The organism is Natronorubrum texcoconense (assembly GCF_900100335.1).
Lineage (GTDB): Archaea > Halobacteriota > Halobacteria > Halobacteriales > Natrialbaceae > Natronorubrum > Natronorubrum texcoconense.
The window spans coordinates 574,833-592,590 of sequence record NZ_FNFE01000001.1; the positions used below are offsets into that span (position 1 = coordinate 574,833).

19 protein-coding genes are annotated in these 17,758 nt (G+C 66.0%); 10 read left to right on the plus strand and 9 right to left on the minus strand.

Translation table 11 applies throughout. The features are described from left to right. Positions 1-29 precede the first annotated feature (29 nt). Positions 30-332 (plus strand): hypothetical protein, encoded by a 303-nt coding sequence (locus BLT08_RS02715; protein ID WP_090303243.1) that lies wholly within the window; start codon positions 30-32, stop codon positions 330-332. 66 nt (positions 333-398) lie between these two features. Further along, entirely contained in the window at positions 399-1,361 is a 963-nt protein-coding gene (locus BLT08_RS02720; RefSeq protein WP_090303914.1) for a zinc-dependent metalloprotease, read from the plus strand. 147 nt (positions 1,362-1,508) lie between these two features. Here BLT08_RS02720 and BLT08_RS02725 read toward each other — a convergent pair whose 3' ends face one another. Together BLT08_RS02725 and BLT08_RS02730 are read right to left on the minus strand one after the other, a co-directional pair. Next, positions 1,509-1,775, minus strand: coding sequence for a hypothetical protein (locus tag BLT08_RS02725; protein ID WP_090303244.1), 267 nt, complete (start codon positions 1,773-1,775; stop codon positions 1,509-1,511). Next, positions 1,772-2,176 (minus strand): nuclear transport factor 2 family protein, encoded by a 405-nt coding sequence (locus tag BLT08_RS02730; RefSeq protein WP_090303915.1) that lies wholly within the window; start codon positions 2,174-2,176, stop codon positions 1,772-1,774. Before BLT08_RS02730 ends, BLT08_RS02725 begins: the two co-directional genes overlap by 4 nt. A gap of 232 nt (positions 2,177-2,408) precedes the next feature. Here BLT08_RS02730 and BLT08_RS02735 point away from each other — a divergent pair, with 232 nt between their 5' ends. Continuing rightward, a complete protein-coding gene (locus tag BLT08_RS02735) occupies positions 2,409-3,191 on the plus strand; it encodes an SRPBCC family protein (protein ID WP_090303916.1) in 783 nt (260 codons plus the stop codon). A gap of 84 nt (positions 3,192-3,275) precedes the next feature. Here the strand turns inward: BLT08_RS02735 and BLT08_RS02740 are convergent, their stop codons facing one another. Both BLT08_RS02740 and BLT08_RS02745 read right to left on the minus strand, forming a co-directional pair. Then, the gene (locus BLT08_RS02740; RefSeq protein ID WP_090303245.1) at positions 3,276-4,397 is read right to left on the minus strand and encodes a mechanosensitive ion channel family protein; all 1,122 of its coding nucleotides are present in this window, start codon (positions 4,395-4,397) and stop codon (positions 3,276-3,278) included. Positions 4,398-4,489: 92 nt separating this feature from the next. Beyond that, positions 4,490-5,041 carry a hypothetical protein gene (locus tag BLT08_RS02745; RefSeq protein WP_090303246.1) on the minus strand — a complete coding sequence of 184 codons (552 nt, stop codon included), beginning with the start codon at positions 5,039-5,041 and terminating at the stop codon, positions 4,490-4,492. Positions 5,042-5,189: 148 nt separating this feature from the next. Here BLT08_RS02745 and BLT08_RS02750 point away from each other — a divergent pair, with 148 nt between their 5' ends. Then, positions 5,190-5,465 (plus strand): hypothetical protein, encoded by a 276-nt coding sequence (locus tag BLT08_RS02750; RefSeq protein WP_090303247.1) that lies wholly within the window; start codon positions 5,190-5,192, stop codon positions 5,463-5,465. Positions 5,466-5,493: 28 nt separating this feature from the next. On the opposite strand, the gene BLT08_RS02755 is transcribed toward BLT08_RS02750, so the two are convergent. Further along, on the minus strand, positions 5,494-6,069 hold the full coding sequence (locus BLT08_RS02755; RefSeq protein ID WP_090303248.1) for an SPW repeat domain-containing protein: 576 nt from the start codon (positions 6,067-6,069) through the stop codon (positions 5,494-5,496). 204 nt (positions 6,070-6,273) lie between these two features. Between BLT08_RS02755 and BLT08_RS02760 the strand changes: the two genes are divergently transcribed. Beyond that, complete coding sequence (locus BLT08_RS02760) at positions 6,274-9,018, plus strand: AAA domain-containing protein (protein WP_090303249.1); 2,745 nt, start codon at positions 6,274-6,276, stop codon at positions 9,016-9,018. 82 nt (positions 9,019-9,100) lie between these two features. After that, complete coding sequence (locus BLT08_RS02765) at positions 9,101-9,943, plus strand: phosphatase PAP2 family protein (RefSeq protein WP_090303250.1); 843 nt, start codon at positions 9,101-9,103, stop codon at positions 9,941-9,943. Between the two features lie 191 nt (positions 9,944-10,134). Here BLT08_RS02765 and BLT08_RS02770 read toward each other — a convergent pair whose 3' ends face one another. Further along, positions 10,135-11,121 (minus strand): AIR synthase family protein, encoded by a 987-nt coding sequence (locus tag BLT08_RS02770; RefSeq protein ID WP_090303251.1) that lies wholly within the window; start codon positions 11,119-11,121, stop codon positions 10,135-10,137. Between the two features lie 331 nt (positions 11,122-11,452). Next, a complete protein-coding gene (locus tag BLT08_RS02775) occupies positions 11,453-12,109 on the minus strand; it encodes a ribonuclease HI family protein (RefSeq protein ID WP_090303917.1) in 657 nt (218 codons plus the stop codon). Between the two features lie 256 nt (positions 12,110-12,365). Here BLT08_RS02775 and BLT08_RS22430 point away from each other — a divergent pair, with 256 nt between their 5' ends. Continuing rightward, positions 12,366-12,614 carry a hypothetical protein gene (locus BLT08_RS22430; protein WP_139171259.1) on the plus strand — a complete coding sequence of 83 codons (249 nt, stop codon included), beginning with the start codon at positions 12,366-12,368 and terminating at the stop codon, positions 12,612-12,614. Between the two features lie 339 nt (positions 12,615-12,953). On the opposite strand, the gene BLT08_RS02780 is transcribed toward BLT08_RS22430, so the two are convergent. Together BLT08_RS02780 and BLT08_RS02785 are read right to left on the minus strand one after the other, a co-directional pair. Next, a complete protein-coding gene (locus tag BLT08_RS02780) occupies positions 12,954-13,958 on the minus strand; it encodes a TIGR04024 family LLM class F420-dependent oxidoreductase (protein ID WP_090303252.1) in 1,005 nt (334 codons plus the stop codon). Between the two features lie 93 nt (positions 13,959-14,051). Next, positions 14,052-14,828, minus strand: coding sequence for an SDR family NAD(P)-dependent oxidoreductase (locus BLT08_RS02785; RefSeq protein WP_090303253.1), 777 nt, complete (start codon positions 14,826-14,828; stop codon positions 14,052-14,054). A 197-nt stretch (positions 14,829-15,025) separates the two neighbouring features. Here BLT08_RS02785 and BLT08_RS02790 point away from each other — a divergent pair, with 197 nt between their 5' ends. The 3 genes from BLT08_RS02790 to BLT08_RS02800 all read left to right on the plus strand — a co-directional run bounded on the left by BLT08_RS02790 (position 15,026) and on the right by BLT08_RS02800 (position 17,698). Beyond that, positions 15,026-16,243, plus strand: a complete 1,218-nt coding sequence (locus BLT08_RS02790) for a lactate 2-monooxygenase (RefSeq protein WP_090303254.1) — start codon at positions 15,026-15,028, stop codon at positions 16,241-16,243. Further along, complete coding sequence (locus BLT08_RS02795) at positions 16,240-16,977, plus strand: HAD family hydrolase (RefSeq protein ID WP_090303255.1); 738 nt, start codon at positions 16,240-16,242, stop codon at positions 16,975-16,977. The genes BLT08_RS02790 and BLT08_RS02795 overlap by 4 nt, the downstream gene beginning before the upstream one ends. Positions 16,978-17,065: 88 nt before the next feature. Next, positions 17,066-17,698, plus strand: coding sequence for a TetR/AcrR family transcriptional regulator (locus tag BLT08_RS02800; RefSeq protein WP_090303256.1), 633 nt, complete (start codon positions 17,066-17,068; stop codon positions 17,696-17,698). Positions 17,699-17,758: the final 60 nt, after the last annotated feature.

A 17,758-nucleotide genomic window follows, 5' to 3' on the forward strand; every position in this document is an offset into this window, starting at 1 on the left:
ATAAGTGTCCACTCGTTGAATACCGACGCATGGGAAACACCAAATTCACCCTCATCGAGTTGCATCTTGACGGCGACACCCAGTTCGGTCTGGGCGCCCTCGACACCGCACTGCCGTTCGGGTCCACCGAGGAGTCGGCGGAGACAGCCGAGTACGAGACCGAAACCGAGGCGGAGGACGAAGCCGAGGAAGACGGCTCGGGCGGCAAGGCTATCGGCGCAATCGTCGCGCTCGTCTTGCTCGTCGCCGCCGGCGTCGCCGCCAAGAAGTTCCGCGGCGACGACGAACCCGAACTCGAGGAGGAAGAGCAGCCGGACGTCATCGTTAACTAACCCGACCGATCGCCATCGATCCGACCCGGCCGAACGCTTTTGCGCGTGCTTCCCGTACCGACGAACGTGAACCTCTATCGTAGCGCCCGGGCCGTTGCCGGGGCGTCCGGTGACGACGTAATCGACTGGCAGTCGGCCGCCGACGCCGCGAAGGCGGTGACCGATCCCGGCTCGCTCGAGCTCGAGCCGGGCGAGCGCGAGGCCTACGCGCGCGACGTTCGGGACGCGCGGGAGGCCGTGCGAACGGTGGCGGACGTCGAGTTCGACGTCCCCGACACCGTCGAGATCCAGAACCGCCACCACTGGATCGACGCCAACATCGCGACGTTCGAACGCGTCATGGGCACCCTCGAGAACCAGTTTCAGACCGGCGCCTTCCCCGGCGTCGCCCGGACCGTCAACACGGGGACGATGACCGTCCTCCTCGCCTTCCTCGGGCGGAACGTGCTCGGCCAGTACGACCCGCTCCTCCTCGCGGAGAACCCCGAAGAGAGCCACGCGCTGTACTTCGTCCGCCCGAACATCCTCAGCGCCGCCGAGAAGCTCGACGTCGACGCCGACCGGTTCCGCCGCTGGATCGCCTTCCACGAGGTCACCCACGCCGCGGAGTTCGGCGCCGCACCGTGGCTGTCGGACCACCTCGAGTCGCGCATGGAAGACGGTATCGCTGCCCTCTCTGACGGCTCGTTCGACCGGAACGCGTTCCGCGACCTCGACGCCGCGATGACCGTCGTCGAGGGCTACGCGGAGCTCCTGATGGACCACGCCTTCGACGACGAGTACGAAGACCTGCGCCGGAAACTCGATGCCCGCCGCCAGGGTCGCGGCCCGCTCCAGAAGCTGTTCCGCCGGCTGCTCGGGCTGGGGCTCAAGGAGCGACAGTACGAGCGCGGAAAGCACTTCTTCGAGACGGTCGTCACGGGCCACGGTCTCGAGACCGCGACGCTGGTCTGGGAAGGCCCCGAGATGCTGCCGACGCAGGACGAACTCGACGATCCGACGCTCTGGCTCCAGCGGATCGATCGATAGCCAGTCGGTTCCGATCTCGAGAGCAGTATCTGAGCAGTTGGTTCGGTAGACGCCGATTCGAGTCGATCTAGAGGGTGATTTGCACAGTTGCGTCTGTTCCGAGCGCCGGACGCGGGAGCATAACTGGCGTCACGTGGCGAGTGTCGGTCACTCGAGGATCCACAGCATGTACCAGAGCAACGCGCCGCCGGCGACGATGCCAACGATCGAGGCCAGTCCGACGGCGGCCAGCGAGGCACCACCTTGTAACGCCATCGTGCCGCCGGAGAGTCCGACGAGCAGGACGAACACCGCTTTGAGTCGGGCGGAGGGACTCGTGAATCCGTTCGACTCAGCGTGGCCGCGCTCGTCCGGGTCGCGGCTGGAACCGCGCCTCCCGTCTCTGCGGGGGCCACGTCCCGAACTGCGGCTCATAGTTCGCCGGCCGTGCTGACGTGCATCGTGGCGAACTGCCACTCGTGCTCGTCCGCCTGTGTTTGTTCCTCCTCGGGCCGGACCAACGTCCCGCTCCAGCGCGTCTCGAACCGGCGGCGCTCGCCGCTCTCGGTGTCCGTCCAGGCCATCGTCACCTCGTCGGCGAACGTGGCAGCCCCGTCTCGATCCGTCACGGTAAGGGATCGGCTTTCGACAGTCCACTCCGCCGTCGTCTCGGTCTGTTCCTGCAGCGCCTCGCTCACCTCGTCGTCGCCGAACAGCACCTCGCTGATGCCGAACTTCGCCGTCGACTCGTCGGCGAGGAAGTACGGCTCGAGGGGATCGCCGTTCCGGAGTGCGTCGTAGTAGTCGCGGACGACGGATTCGGGACCTTCGTTCATGGGCGTACCGTCGGCGTCGTCGCCCAAAGGCCCACCGGACGCAGACGCAGGTCGCGACTCGACGGAACGGTAGTCCGATGCGTTGCAGGTGCAGCGCGAACATCCAATTGACGGGTAGTCCGGAGTACCTACCGGAGCCAAGAGACATGTCAGCCACTACTATCCGACGTCGCCTACGAGATGCATCGATCAGCACCGAATGCGAACGCCAGCGATCGATCTTTTCCACCCGATGACCACGGAAACCGGAACATTCGACATCGACGAACTATCGGAGTCGGAGTGGGAGTCGTCCGACCGGTCCTCGCAGACGAACGTCGGCCGGTTCGAACGGGCGGTCTCCGCCGTCGTTGGCGGCGCACTCGTGTGGCGCGGCCTCCGGCGCCGGTCGCTCGGCACGGCGCTCGCCGGGGGTGCGCTGGTCTCTCGCGGCATCAGCGGTCACAGTCGGCTCTATCGCCGACTCGGCATCGATACCGCCACGGATCACGGAGGACTGGCCGTCGATTCGACGACCGATAGACCGACGATCAAACGCTCAGTGACGGTCGGCAAACCGGCCGACGAACTCGAGGCGTTCTGGCGCGATCCGGAGCAGTTGAGCCGCATCGTCGGCGAGTACGCCGACGTCTCCCCGACGATGGGGGACGGGGATCATCACCGCTGGCAGGTCTCTCTCCCCGCCGGTCGACGGCTCGAGTGGCAGACGCGACTCGTCGAGGAACGCTCCGGCGAACGCCTGCAGTGGGAAACGGTGGGGGGAGCACCGATATCCTACGAGGCGACGATCCGATTCCAGCCGGCACCCAACGACCACGGGACGGAGGTCACGCTCGAGATTCGGTTCGACCCGCCGGGCGGGACGCTCAGTGACGGCGCAATGAAGCGCCTCGGGATCGTTCCGGAGAGTCTCGCGGGCACCGTCCTCGACCGGTTCAAGAGCCTCGCGGAGACCGGGGAAATACCGTCGCTCGAGACGAACCCCTCCAACCGCGGAAAGGGAGACCACCTCTGAGCTCATACGGTCTGCTGTAAGTCGTTACCGGAGCGACTGCGAGCCGTCCTGCGGTCGCTCCGGAAAAAGTTACAGCCAACCGTATCAGTCGGTCGGCCGTTCCTCCGGCCGGCCGAACCGCTCTGACCGGCCGCGGTCGGCAGGTCGTTCTTCCGGGCGCTCGAGCGACCACCCCGACTCGGGGCTGCGTTCGCGCGGCTGGCTGGTGTCGGTGTCGCTATCGGCATCGGCTTCTCGACCGGCATCAGCGCCGCGGTCGACTCCGGATCCGCGCTCGAGTGACGGCTCGCGCGCCGGCGAATCCACGTCCACCCCAATCCGACCGCTCGTCTCGTCGAAGACGTGGTGGGTGTGTGGATAGGCGATTTCGACGTCCTCGTCTTCGAAAGCGTCCCAGGCTCGTCGGTGGATCGCGGACCGGACTTTCAACGGAAGGTAAGGCGCTTCGATCCAGCACTTGCAGTCGATCAGGATGCCGTGATCGGCGAACTCGCGGACGAACGCCTTCGGCCCCGCCGGAAACTTCGACCGGCCGACGCGGATCGGCGGGCCGCCGCCGATGACGCCGTCGACGTCCCGAGCGGCGCGCTCGAGCAGTTCACACGCCCGATCGAGATCGCCCTCGTAGGTCACGCAAACCTCGAGCGAGAGTCTGCTGCGCTCGTCCTCGGCGGAGAGGTTTCGGACGTCGCGCTCGCGCATCGTTTCGTTGGGGATGACCAGAAACGAGTTCTCGAGGGTGTAGACCCGCGTGTAGCCCAGCGTGATGTCGTCGACGTAGCCGCGTTCCTCGCGGTCGACGAGTTCGATCATGTCGCCGACCTCGTAGGGGCGGTGGACGAGGATGAAGAGCCCGCTGATGTAGCTACGGCCGACGGGAGCCAACACCGCGCCGAGGACGAGCGAGATGACGGTAAACGAGAGGAAGACGTTCTGGGGCCGGAAGCCGAGCAGACCGGCGATGGGGACGAACGCGTAGGCGACGACGGCGATGCGAGCGCCCAGCAGGACCGCGTTGGCGGTCGACGGCCGGAGCACTCGCTCCTCGAGTCGCGGCCGGAGCCGCTCGGAGAGCAGTCTCGAGCCGAACCACGCGGCGATCACCGCGAAAATCGCGAGCAGCCAGGAGACGTCCACGATATCGGCAACGCTGCCGATGATGGCAACGTCGCCCGGGGCGGAGAGCGACAGTGGGAGTGGCGACACTACCGCCCCTATCGTCGGCGGCTGAAAAAGGACGAGCGTGGCAGCAGCCGGGTTACTCCGGCGACTGGTCACGACCTACCGTGACGACGCGCTCACATGAAGCCGCGATCGACTTCGTCGGTCTCGATCAGATCCTCGAGTTCGGCGCCCAGCAACTCGTCGGCCTCCTCGAACCGGTCGCCGAGCTCCTCGAGCTGATCGGGCCGGTCGTACTGGTCGTACTCCATCGGCCCGAACGCGGGGCTCTCGATGGCTTCCATCACGTCGTCGAAGAGATCCTGCGGCCGGGTCGGGGCGTCCGCGTGGGTCTGAAGGACGGTCTCGAGGCGCTTCGAGACCGTCTCGACCTGGTCTTCGTCCTCCGGCGGCGACTGGACGGCGAAGCGGCCGCCCGCGTCCTCTCTGGGGAGGAACGAGCCGATTTCGTCGTCCAGGTTGCGGGCGACCCGCGTGCCGACCCCGCGGACCTCGAATGGATTCTTCGCGTAGGTCTTCAGGAAGAAGACGCCGGCGCGTGGATGCGCGAGGTACATGTCCTCACCGACGCCGCCGGCTCGATCGCCGGCGACCGCACGCCACCCTTCGGGATCGACGTTCCGCTCCGTGACGTCCTCGAGTACGTCTTGCCACTCGCGAATCCGCATACGCGACCAATGTGGCGCGGACAGAATGAACGTATCGGTCGTGACGAACGATGCCGGCCGACCGACACGTCACCGTCGAAACTGGGCCAAATCGAACCAAAAGGAATAGGATGGTTCCCCCGACAGAGTGGGTAACCGACGTTTGACCATGTCCGTCAGCCGACCACTCTCGTTCGTCGAACTGTTTCGGGCCACGCCAGCGACGAGTGCGCTTCTCGCGCTCGGTCCGCTTGGGCTGGCAGTCGGGCAGCTCGCGAACGGCTACGTCAACGGCGTCTCTCCGGCCGTTTCGGTCGGGTTCGCCGCGGTCATGGTCGCGTTCGCCGTCGTCGCGATGCGCCACCACGCCGCCGAGTATCGGTTGCGGCGGCTCGAGGCCGAGGCGGACGGCGACCGCGAATCGGCGCTCGGCTCGACGCGGTGATCGGCGGGCGGTCAGTGTTCCATCGGTTTTAGGCGCGCGAGGACTCGGTCGCAACGCGCCGTGCGTCCCGAGCGTCGTACGCGTTGTAGCCGGCCAGCGCCGCGATGAGCAGTCCGGAGCCGAGCGTGCTCCAGAACGGACTCGTGGTTAGCCCCAGTCCCGCCTGCATCTCGAGGAGCGCGGGCGAGACGATCAACCAGATTCCCAGCAGCGCGACCAGCCCCGAGACGCCGACGCTGAGCGGGATGTCGTTGACGACGCGGTAGTAGTTGTAGCCGGCCGCGAGGAAGACGACGCTGCCGACGAGGACGTTGTTCCAGAACGCCGCCTGCGAGACGTCGTAGAGGGCGACGACCGAGAGGACGACCCACGCACCGATGACGGCGACGATCGCGCTGATAACCGAGACTTTGCGCCGCCGTTCCTCGTTCGCGATCTGCGTGGCGTCGTCGCGCGGGTCGCGGCCGGGATCGTCACGGTCGCCGGCGCCGGTTCCGGAGTCGACGTCGTCGGCCGGCGCCTCCCCGCGCTCCTCGCGTCCGATTCCGCCGTCGGTTCCGCTCGCCGTCTCCGGATTGCGGTCGTTGCTGTTGGAGTCACTCATTGGTACTCCCGGCTTCCGCGCCGCCATCAAAAAACGACGACGACCGTTCCGTCACGCGATGGAGACACTCGTCGGTAACCGATCGTTACGATAGTTCGGACTGCTGAATTGAGCAGCTCACTGACGATCGGTGTCGCTCCGTTTCGAACGATGAATCATACGCGACCGATAGCGTTTTTGACGCCTCGCTCCTGACGAACACTCGTGCACGTACGCGGAACCGTCGCGGGCGACGTCGAAGTGAAGTCGGTATCGACGAGCTACGGCGAGAGCGACCTCGCCGAAGTGCCGCTGCGACTCGAGCGCGACGGCGACGAATCGACGCAATCGGAACCCGTGTCTCGAGACGCCGCGGGCCAGCCCGACAACGCCGACGGCCACGAGACCACGACGGTGACGCTCTGGAACAAGTGGACGGAGTCGGCGGAGTACTTAGAGCCCGGGCTGGAACTACTCGTCACGAACGCCGAGGAGAAGGAGTACCGGGGCGAGACGCAGTACTCGACGACGGGCGACTCCTACGTCGTCGTCGAGCCGACCTTTCTGGTGAACGTGACGTCGATCCGCAACTGGGTCGAATGTCCCCGGCTGTACTTCCTGAACAAGCTCTCCGGGGTGCCGCTGAACTACCCCGTCGTGAAGGGGACGCTGGTCCACGAGGTCTTCGGCGACCTCCTCCGCGGGCGAGAGTTGGCGGAGTCCATCGACGCCCGCGTCGATGAACGCGGCCTCGAACTCGGCTTGCTCGGCGAAACGGCCGAATCCGTCACCGAGGACGTTCGGGAGAACGCGAAAGCGATCGAGGGCTGGCTCGAGCAGGGCCGCCTGACCGAGGAAGATAGCTGGCGATCCGAGCAGTTGCTCATCAGCGAGACGTTCGGCATCCGCGGTCGCGCGGACGCTATCCGACGGGGCGCGCCGGTCGAACTCAAGACGGGGAAGAACCTCAAGAAGGAGCCACGCTTCAAGGACAAGGTGCAGGCCGCCTGCTACGCGCTCTTGCTCGAGGAACACGGCGGGAGCGTCGACACCGGCACCCTGCTCTACACCAAGAACTCCGCGCTCGACAGGAACGAGGAGACCGGCGACCTCACCCCCGCGAAGGACTTCTCGATGGGCGACGGCCTGCTGAAGTTCGTCGTTCGGCTGCGCAATGAACTCGCGGCCATGGAGATCAAAGGCGAGATCCCGACGGGGTACGAGGGCTCGGCGAAGTGCGAGTACTGCTTCGAGCAGGACACCTGTATGGTCGTCTCGGGCCGACTCGACCAGGAGTCCAAGGCCGGCCAGATCGGACAGGCCCTCCCCGAGGAGGAACGCGAGTACTTCGACCGGTTCTACCGCGCCATCGAGGAGGAACGACGGGAGGTCCATCGCGAGTACGCTAAACTCTGGGAACAAGAGGCTCAGGAACGGGCCGACGACGACCGCGCGCTGATCGACCTCGAGTTCGTCGAGAAACGCCCGCTCGAGGGCGGCCGCTGGGAACTGCGAGCGCGTCGAACGAGCGGCGCAAACTCGAAGATTCGGGAGGGCGACTTCGTGCTGGCGAGCGACGGTCACCCGGTCCGCGGGAGTTCGGAGCTCGCGATAATCGAGCGATTGGACGAGGAGGTCGTGCTGACGGCCGACGAGCCGGTCGAAGTGACGCGGCTGGACGTCTACCCCTCCGAACTGACGACCGATCGGCTGCTCGCCGCGATGCACGACGCGCTTTTGAAGGGCGACGAACGTCGCAAGGACATCCTGTTCGGCCGTGCCGATCCGGAGTTCGAAGATCCCGAAGAGACGTTTATCGACAACAACGCGGCCCAGAACGAGGCCGTCACGAAGGCCGTCGGCGCGCGGGACTGCGCGCTGATCCACGGCCCGCCCGGCACCGGGAAGACCTACACCATCGCTCGCGCCATCCGCGCGATGGTCGAACGCGGCGAGCGCGTGCTACTTTCGGCGTTTACGAATCGCGCGGTGGATAACGCCCTCGAGGCTTTGCTCGAGCAACTCGAGGAGCACGGTGAGATCGAAACGGACCGCGTAGTCCGCGTGGGTTCCGAAAGCGGCGTTCGAGATGACATGCAACCGTATCGGCTCGAGCGCTCGGGCGACCCCGAAAAGCGCCTCGCCGAACTGCAGAACGCGCAGGTGGTCGCCGCGACGACGGCGACCTGCGGCTCGCGGGTGATGAAAGAGCAAGCGTTCGACGTCGCACTGGTCGACGAGGCCGCCCAGCTCACGGAGCCGGGGACCTGCGCGGCGATCAACCTCGCCGAGCGGTTCGTCCTCGTCGGCGACCACGAACAGCTGCCGCCGGTCGTCCGCGCCGAGAACGATCTCACCGAGTCGCTGTTCGAGCGTCTGGTCGACCTCCACCCCGACGCGGGCGTGATGCTCGATCGGCAGTACCGGATGAACCAGCGCATTCAGGCCTTCGCCTCGCGGGAGTTCTACGACGGCGAACTACGTCCGGCGGAGCCCGAGGTCGCGGCGCGGACGCTCGACGACCTCGCGGGCGTCTCCCGCGCCGAGTTGCCCGCCGATCTCCGTGATCCCGTCGCGTTCGTCGACGTCGAGGGCACCGGCAGTCAGTACACCGACAGCGAGGAGGCAGCGCGGATCGCCGACCTCGTCGACACCTACGCGGCGGCGGGCGTCGAGCGCAGCGATATCGGCGTCATCGCCCCCTTCCGCGCGCAGGTGTCCGAAATCACGAGTCACGTTCCCGACGACGTCGCCGTCGACACCGTCGACCGCTTCCAGGGCTCGAGTCAGGAGATCATCATCGTCTCGTTTACCGCGACGGGAACGCTCGAGGGACCGATCTTCGAGGACTATCGGCGAATCAACGTTGCCTTGACTCGACCGAAACGCGCGCTTGTACTCGTCGGCGACTCGGCCGCGCTGGCGTCGGATCCGGTATACGAGCGGATGCTCGAGTGGGCCCGCGGATAGCGGAAACGGCATCGGGAACGCCGTCTCGATCTCGACCTGGTAGTGGCAGGGTATTTACCGTTCCCCGACAGAACTGAGCGTAATGCGACTCGAGGAGGAGAGCGCGGTCGTCCGCGACGCGATTTCGGCCGAGTACGCCGATCTCGTCGTCGCCGTCACCGAACTCGGCAGTCCGACGACGCTCATGGTGATCCTCGCAGTCCTGTTCTGGTGTGGCAGCCGCCGCCGGAGCGCGCTCGTGATCAGCTACGGCGTCGCCGGGCTCGGCTTTATTCTGGCCCTCGAGACGCTGCTCGGACTCCCACGGCCGCCGGAATCGGTCTATCTCACGTCGATAGACGTCGAGGGGTACGGCTTCCCGAGCGGTCACGCCTTCGCGTCGGTCGTCGTCTACGGCGGACTCGTCTCGGCGTACGACCGACTGCGAGATCCGGTCGCACTTTTGGGTGCCGGAGCGCTCGTCGTCGCCGTCTCGCTCTCACGGGTCGTCCTCGGCGTCCACTACCTCGGCGACGTGGTCGTCGGTGCGATACTCGGCGTCGCCTTCGTCACCGCGATGAGCCGCGTCAGCCGCGGCATGCCGACGGTCGGCTTCGCGGTCGCCCTCGCCCTCGCGATTCCCGCCGTCTACGTCACCGGCGCGGCCGCGTACGCAGTTCTCGCGCTCGGCGCGGCCATCGGCGGGCTACTCACCACGGGTTGGATCGATCGGCTGCCGCGGCTTCGGTCCCGACTCGAGGGGGCCGTACTCGTCGCCGTCGGTATCACGGTCATCGTCGCCCTTCGGATCGTCGAAACGATCGTCGACGTCACGCCCCTCCTCGTCGCCCTCTACGCGGTGCTCGTGGCGTGGATCGTGTTCGCCCCCGCGCTCGTCGACCGAGTCGGAGGGACGATCCTCGGATCACCAGGGGCGGATTCGTAAGACTGCGTCGGGTTACACGCCGTGGACGACGTTTCGGACGCGTTCGAGACGGGAAGCGGGATACTTGTGGCACCGGACGCGACGAACACGCTGTTCGTCGATCGATGAACGGGTATCGGACCGACGGGGGCGGTACCCCGGAGTGACCACGACCCCATCAGTTTCGCTCGTTCGCCCCGTCACCGCAACCGTCAGTTTTCGCTATCGGCTGCCGCCCAGAGCGGGTAGAGATCGTCTTCGACGGGATCGGTAATCGACTCCCCGTCGAGGACGAGTTCGAACGTTCCCTGGTGAACCGTTCCGATCTCGGCTCCCTCGAGCCCCGCGTCCGCGAGCGCCGCGAGGCAGTCGTCGACCGTGTCGCTCGGAACGGTCGCGAGCAGTGCTCCAGAGCCGAAGATCCGAAGCGGATCGATGTCGGCCGCCTCGCACAGCCGTCTCGTCTCGTCGCGAACCGGAACGGCCTCGCGATCGATCTCGAGTCGAACGCCCGAGGCGCGGGCGACCTCGAGGGCACCGGCCGCGACGCCGCCCTCCGTCGGATCGTGCATCGCGGTCGCGTACTCGCGGATCGCGCGAGCGTCGGGGGCGACGCTGATCTCCTCGACGAACGTCCGGGCGCGCTCGCAGGTCTCCTCGTCGATCCCGAGTTCGTCGCCGAAATCGGCCGCGAGAATAGCCGTTCCCTCGATCCCTGCAGCCTTCGTCAGAAGAACGCTGTCGCCGGGTTCGGCCCCGCCCGTCGGGACGAACGCCTCGGCCGTCCCCATCGCCGTCAGCGAGAGGATCGGTCGCTCGAGTTGATCGACGTACTCCGAGTGGCCGCCGACGATCGACGCGCCGACATCCCGCGCGGCGGCGTCGAGGTCGCGCGTGATCGCCTCGAGGTCGGTCTCCTCGTTGGGGAGCATGATCACGGCGGTCAGCCAGCGCGGATCGGCGCCGGAGGCCGCGACGTCGTTGCAGGCGACGGGGACGGCCAAGGTGCCGACCCCCTCCGCCGCGAGCGAGATCGGGTCGGAGCTGACGACGAGCGTCTCGTCTCCCTCGGAGAGTGCGATCGCGGCGGCGTCCTCGCCGTCCGCCGGTCCCTGCAGGACCGTCTCGTCGTCGGCCGCCGTTCCCGTGCGGCCGAAGACGTGTGCGAGCAGGTCGTCCGGACTCACCTTACCGGGCATACCACGAACTGGGAGGATCTGCGGTTTGTAGCTGTCGGGCCGTCGGCGTCAGTTTGCTCACCCGATGGTGGTACGTCGGTCCTTCGTTCGGTAGGGGTGACAGCGTTACCGCCACGATCGATCGGACCACGTGCGGTGGCGCGCGCTGGCTCGTGGTGAGTGTACAGCGAACCACGAGCGAAGTCGTGTGAGGGATGAGCGAGCGACCCCGGAGCGAGCGAATCGGTTGGGGAGGACGTGGAAACCACAGCCGCCAGCGCGAACAATACGCCTGGCATCGCTGTCCGCAACCGATTGAGTCGACTGTTCCATTCGCGTATACCGTGTTCACCTACGACCCGGGCCCGAAGGCCGCGATGTCGGCTCCCACCGTCGCCAGTGCGTCGGCGGGGTTCGGGTCGCTGTCAGCCAGATGCGTGTACCGGTGTTCGGGGATGCTCGAGAGCGCCGTCGTCACGGCCTCGCTGTAGGTCTCGACGCCCGGTTCCGTCGGGTCGTCGCCGCCCCAGACGTCTCGGATGACCGTCATCGAATCGATGCGGACCTCCACCCTGCGTGGCTCGTACCGAGCCAACAGCTCGGCGAGCCCGAGTTGGAGGGCGACGTACTCGGCGGTGTTGTTCCCCGCCCGGGAGCCGACCGGTCGGCCGAGACGGGCGAGCTGGTCCCCCGAAGCGTCCACGATGACAGCGCCCGCCCCCGCGGGACCGGGGCTCCCGCGTGAACTGCCGTCGACGTAGAGCACGAACGCGTCGCTCGTCGACTCGGGGACGGGTGGCCGACTGAGTCCAGATTCGAGCAGGCTCTCGAGCGCGCGACGCAGTTCGGCCGGGGTGGTTTCGGGATCGAATAGGCCGCCGTAGCCGGGGACGGCGTCGTCGACGGCGTCGGTGGCGGCCGCCACCTCGTAACCGACGCCCGCGAGCACCTCGTCGACGAGCGTGGCGAGCGGCGAGCGGTGTTCGGCCGGGAGCGGGTCGTCAGTCACGTCACTTCTCCTCCCGGGCTTCGGTTCCAGGAACTCACACTCTCGTTCCCGGGTGATCTCGTCGGCTTGTCGCACCACTGCATATCGGATCTCGGGGGTCGAGCGGGATAATTCCTTCAGGTGGTGTTAAGAAGAGGATGCTGGATATAGAGCAGTAGTGTAGCACAACGACCCTGTTTGTTTCGATCCGACAGCGATGAACTATATACTCACTACACCAGAGTACTTTTGCACCCTCAGGTTAGAATTTTCACATATGGTCGAAAGTACTTCTGAGACGGAGAACCCTCTTTCTCCTATTCGCCGAATTTTTGTCGCAGTACTCACGATAGCGGGCCTCGCTGGACTCTATTTCGCAGTTGGTGTTCTTTTTGTCGGAAGTGGTCTGGTGGATATTCTGCTTGGTTTCGTTGGGTTGGTGGTTGCAAGTTCTGCCGCCTACTGGATTTTTCACCGCTATACTACTTTGAAAAACTCCAAGAGAGACACTGCGTATGCGGAATGAGACTCCTGCACTGGCGGATCACTAATCCTCGCGAATCTCGTCTCAGTCTATACCACATCTGTGCCCGGTGTTCAGTACACTCATTCGACTATCTACCAGCCCTAACAAATCGGCTACTCTCCAATAAGCCCCCTCGAGTGAACGCGAGAGTCAGTTCGCTCGTCGACTATCGAACCCGTGTTACCGGCTACGGAGAGGTATCGTATTCGAGCTAGCCGTTACACACCGCCCGAGCCGTTTTCACGACGACGGCGACAACCGCTGCGTACGTGCCGACGCGGCTGAGCCTGTCACGGGCGAACTGCCGATTCCGGCGTTAGGGGACTCCCAATTCCGGCGCTAGGACGCGTCGGGTGCGACGGCTTCCATCGTCTGCTTGACCGTCTCCTCGTCGGCGCCTCGCGGGAAACTGATCGCGATCGAATCGAGGCCGTCGACATTCTCGTAGGCCTCGAGTTGCTCGCGCGTCTCTTCCGGCGTCCCGAACGCACAGAGGTCGTCGAGAACGCTTTCGCCGACCAATTCGAGCGCGTGCTCGCGGTCGCCGTCCTGCCACGCGTCGTGGATCTCGGACGCCTCGTCGTAGCCCTGACGCTCGAGGGCGTCGCGGTAGAACGTACCCATCCCGCCGATGTAGAAGCCGATGTGCTGGCGCGTGAGTTCGCGCGCTCGATCGGCGTCCTCGAGCGCACAGCAGGTCACGCCGGTCGTGACGTGGACGTCGTCGGGATCGCGGTCGCCGAGTTCCGCGCCGCGCTCGATGTCCTCGAGGCGGTCGGCCATCCCCTCGGGCGTGAGCATGATGCCGTGCCAGCCGTCGGCGAAGCGGCCGGCGAGTTCGACGGCCTTCGGTCCCATCCCGGTGACCTCGATCGGCGGGGACGGCTCCGGGGCCTCACAGCGCAGCCGGAAACCCGAGAGCTGAAAGTCGTCGCCGTCGTAGTTGACCGGCTCTCCGGAGAGCACCTCGCGGACGATTTCGACGGTTTCGCGAGTTCGTCGAAGCGGGTTGCCGTACTCCATCCCGTGCCAGTTCTCGATCACGACGGGGCCGCTCGGACCGAGTCCGAGGCGGAACCGGCCGTCGGAGACCTCCTGCATCGTCGCGGCCGTCTGGCCCAGCAGGGCCGGCGAGCGCGAGTAGGTGTTGAGGATGCTCGAGCCGATATCGATCGACTCGGTCCGTTCGGCCATCGCGGTCAGGACGACCACGCCGTCTCGGCCCCACGTCTCGGGCAGCCAGGCGCAGTCGTAGCCACCCTCCTCCGCCAGCGTGGTGTAGTCGACGATCGAATCGACGGTCGGTTGGGCCGCGACCGGGAGGTGAACGTCTCTGTCTGTCATCGTCTTTCATAGACGAAACGCGGCCTTTTGGGTGTATGGGAACCGGTGGCGACGGAACGAGCGTTGTTTCGGGCTCGAGGCTCCTTTCGGCGCTCAGACGTCGCGCTCTTCGCTGATCTGCGGGACGCCCTGGACGGTGATCGTCTCGCCGACGACGTACGACGAGGCGGGGCTGGCGAGGAACTGCGTCACGTCGGCGATCTCGTCGACGGTCCCGATCCGCCGGGCGACTTCTTCGCGGTCGATGTTGTCGGCGGAGACGCCCATCTGGCTTTCGACGCCGGGCGTGGCGACGAAGCCGGGAGCGATGCAGTTGACGCGGACACCCTCGTCCGCCCACTCGTAGGAGAGCGTCGTGGTGAGATTGATGACCCCCGCCTTCGAAGCGCCGTAGGGACTCATCAGCGGCGAACCGCGCTGGCCGGCGACGCTCGCGAAGTTGACGACGGTTCCGCCGTCGTCCTTGAGGTACTCTGCGGCGGCGTGCGTGCAGTTGTAGGTTCCGTGGAGGTTGATGTCGACGATGGTCTTCCAGCCGTTCTCCGAGACGTCGTCGAAGTCGGCCATGAACGACGCGCCGGCGTTGTTGACCAGCACGTCCAGCCCGCCGAACTCCTCGACGGTCGCCTCGACGAGCGCCTCGACGGCCTCGCGCTCGGTCACGTCGCACTCGATCGCCAGCGCCTCGCCGGGACTGTCGCTCGCGTTGATCTCCTCGGCGACGGGGTCGACGTTCTCCTGTTCGCGCGAGCAGACGACGACGTCGACGCCGTCGGCGGCGAAGCGTTTGGCGATGCCGCGGCCAATTCCGCTCGAGGAGCCGGTGATAATAGCGACGTCGCCGTCGACGCTGAACTGTGCGGTACTCATGCGCGGTCACCTACGCGCAGCCGGTGAATGGTTACCATTGTTAGATCCATTCGGATGTATGTAGACACTGTTAATAAATGTGGGCACGAGTACCGTAGTCCGTAGCGTTAAGTGAGTGGCAACCGCTGGCACAGATACACAGACGGCGACGGTCCTGGATCGATTATCGACGTCGACGGACCGTCGACGAGCTATCCATGACAGAGGACAACCCAGCGGACACCACACAGTACGGGCCGAAGCGACAACAGGACGTGTATCGCAAGGGCATGCTCGAGGGGCAACCCCCCGAGTTCCCGGTCGCCTACGAGGAACTGTACGAACGCGCCCGCGAGGAACTGAGCGACGAGGCATTCGCCTACGTCGCCGGCGGTGCAGGCTCGGAGTCGACGGTACGAGCCAACGACCGAGCGTTCGACGACTGGCAGATCGTTCCCCGGATGATGCGGGACGTCTCGAGTCGCGACCTCTCGATCGAACTCTTCGGCCACGAGTATCCGGCCCCGGTCATGCTGGCGCCGATCGGCGTTCAGGGCATTCTCCACGGCGAGGCCGAACTCGCCGTCGCCCGCGCGGCCGGCGAGTTCGGGATTCCGATGGTCCTCAGCTCGGTCTCCTCGTACACGTTCGAGGAGGTCGCCGAGGAATTGGGCGACAGTCCCGGCTGGTTCCAGCTCTACTGGAGTTCCGATCGGGATGTCGCGGCCAGCTTCCTCGAGCGCGCCGAAGCGGCGGGCTACGAGGCCGTCGTCGCTACTCTCGACACGCCGAAGATGGGGTGGCGCGAGCGCGACATCGAACTCGGCTACCTCCCCTTTCTGCAGGGCCAGGGCCTCAAAAACTACTTCGAGGACCCTGCTTTCTGCGAGCGACTCGAGGGCGACGATCCGTGGGCTGACCCCGAGGCGTCGATCGAATCCTGGAGCGAGTGTTTCGGCGACGCCTCGCTCACCTGGGACGACCTCGAGTGGTTGGACGAACAGACCGACCTACCGGTCCTCGTCAAGGGCATCCTTCATCCTGAGGACGCCCGCAAGGCAGTCGAACGCGGCGTCGACGGCCTGATCGTCTCGAACCACGGCGGTCGGCAGGTCGACGGCGCGATTCCCGCACTCGAAGCGCTGCCGGACGTGGTCGACGCCGTCGACGACGCGACCGACGACGGCGAGGACGTCCCCGTTCTCTTCGACAGTGGAATCCGCCGCGGGAGCGACGTCTTCCGCGCCGTCGCGCTCGGCGCCGACGCGGTGTTGCTGGGACGGCCGTACGCCCTGGGGCTGGGCATCGGCGGCGAGGACGGCGTTCGCGCGGTCCTCGAGAACCTGCTCGCCGACGTCGACCTGACGGTCGGGCTCTCGGGCTGTGCGAGCATCGACGAGGTCGACCGCTCGAACGTACGGAGGGCAGACCGGTGAGTGGCAGTAACCGTGACAGCGGCGACGCTGACGGAAGTAGCACAGCGTGGGACGCCGTCTTCTGGGACATCGGCGGGGTCATCCTCGAACTCGAGTCCGTCCAGGCCGCCCACGCCGCCTTCGTCGAAGAGTTGGTCGAGGACCACGACCTCGAGCCGTCGGTCGAGGAGGCCGTCGACACGTGGCGAACGGCCGTCGGAACCCACTTTCGCGAGCGCGAGGGGACCGAGTTCCAGTCGGCCCGCGAGGCCTACGCGGTGGGTGTCGAGGCGCTCGTCGGCGAGAACCTCCCGCGCGAGCGGTGGGAGCCCGATTTCGAGCGACACGTCGAGTCGTCGATCGAACCGATTCCGGGCGCGGTCGAGACGATTGAGGAACTCTCTCGGCGCGATATCCACGTCGGCGTCGTGAGCGACGTGGACGACGACGCGGGCAAGGAGATGCTCGAGCGCTTCGGCGTCCGCGAACAGTTCGACTCGATCACGACATCCGAGGAGGTAGGGCGGACGAAACCCGACCCCGCGATGTTCGAGACCGCGCTCGCAAAGGCCGGCGCCGCACCCGAGCGGTCGCTGATGATCGGCGACCGCTACGACCACGACGTGAAAGGTGCCGACGAGATGGGCATCCACGGCGTCGCCTTCGGGGCCGAAGACGGGCCGGCCGTCGCCTATCGAATCGACTCGCCCGAGGAGGTGCTCGGGATCGTCGAGCGCGAGCAGCCGGGCGGCTGAGGGACGTACTCGGAACGGAATTCGACTCGAGACGGCGGCGACCGATACCCAAACCCTTTTTTGGATATTTTGCGACGGAAGAGATAATATGGGGGCCAACGCCGACGGTGAACCCGTCGACACCGAGGAGGCGATCATGCAAGCCACGTACCGTGCGCTCTGCAAACACGGCTACGCGAACCTGACGATGCAAGCGATCGCCGACGAGTTCGACAAGACGAAAGGCGTCCTCCACTACCACTACGACACGAAGGAGGCCCTGCTCGTCGCGTTTCTCGAGTATCTGCTCTCGGCGTTCGAGCAGAACATCGCCGTCGAGGGCCGCGGCGACCCCGACGAGCGCCTCGAGGCCCTGATCGACACGCTGCTGTTCGGCCCGCCCGAACGCGGAACGTTCGACCACTGGGAGCTGACGACCGCGATGCTCGAGGTTCGCACGGAGGCTCCGCACAACGACGAGTTCCGCCGGCAGTTGAGCCGCAACTACGAGCGCGTCGAGGCGACCGTGATCGCGATCGTCGAGGACGGGATCGAACGGGGCGTCTTCCGCGACGTCGATCCGGAGCAGGTCGCGACGCTGCTGTTAGCCAGTATCAACGGCTCGCGAATCTATCAGGTAACTCTCGAGCGCGACGACGTCGCGGAGATCACTCGAGCGAGTCTTCGGGCGATCCTCCGGGAGTGGCTCTATCGGTCCGATTCGACCGACGACACCCACTGAGGAACGGCGAGCGGTTCGGCGTGCTGTACGCCGATCTATGGCTCGGCGCTACGTCGATGC

Excerpts from the sequence above, each read along its gene's own strand:
- BLT08_RS02765 (WP_090303250.1), top strand. The coding sequence starts at position 9,101 with ATGCGACTCGAGGAGGAGAGCGCGGTCGTCCGCGACGCGATTTCGGCC.
- BLT08_RS02800 (WP_090303256.1), top strand. The coding sequence starts at position 17,066 with ATGGGGGCCAACGCCGACGGTGAACCCGTCGACACCGAGGAGGCGATC.
- BLT08_RS02745 (WP_090303246.1), bottom strand. The coding sequence starts at position 5,041 with ATGCGGATTCGCGAGTGGCAAGACGTACTCGAGGACGTCACGGAGCGG.
- BLT08_RS02785 (WP_090303253.1), bottom strand. The coding sequence starts at position 14,828 with ATGAGTACCGCACAGTTCAGCGTCGACGGCGACGTCGCTATTATCACC.
- BLT08_RS02750 (WP_090303247.1), top strand. The coding sequence starts at position 5,190 with ATGTCCGTCAGCCGACCACTCTCGTTCGTCGAACTGTTTCGGGCCACG.
- BLT08_RS02715 (WP_090303243.1), top strand. The coding sequence starts at position 30 with ATGGGAAACACCAAATTCACCCTCATCGAGTTGCATCTTGACGGCGAC.
- BLT08_RS02755 (WP_090303248.1), bottom strand. The coding sequence starts at position 6,069 with ATGAGTGACTCCAACAGCAACGACCGCAATCCGGAGACGGCGAGCGGA.
- BLT08_RS22430 (WP_139171259.1), top strand. The coding sequence starts at position 12,366 with ATGGTCGAAAGTACTTCTGAGACGGAGAACCCTCTTTCTCCTATTCGC.
- BLT08_RS02730 (WP_090303915.1), bottom strand. The coding sequence starts at position 2,176 with ATGAACGAAGGTCCCGAATCCGTCGTCCGCGACTACTACGACGCACTC.
- BLT08_RS02790 (WP_090303254.1), top strand. The coding sequence starts at position 15,026 with ATGACAGAGGACAACCCAGCGGACACCACACAGTACGGGCCGAAGCGA.
- BLT08_RS02735 (WP_090303916.1), top strand. The coding sequence starts at position 2,409 with ATGACCACGGAAACCGGAACATTCGACATCGACGAACTATCGGAGTCG.
- BLT08_RS02770 (WP_090303251.1), bottom strand. The coding sequence starts at position 11,121 with ATGCCCGGTAAGGTGAGTCCGGACGACCTGCTCGCACACGTCTTCGGC.
- BLT08_RS02780 (WP_090303252.1), bottom strand. The coding sequence starts at position 13,958 with ATGACAGACAGAGACGTTCACCTCCCGGTCGCGGCCCAACCGACCGTC.
- BLT08_RS02725 (WP_090303244.1), bottom strand. The coding sequence starts at position 1,775 with ATGAGCCGCAGTTCGGGACGTGGCCCCCGCAGAGACGGGAGGCGCGGT.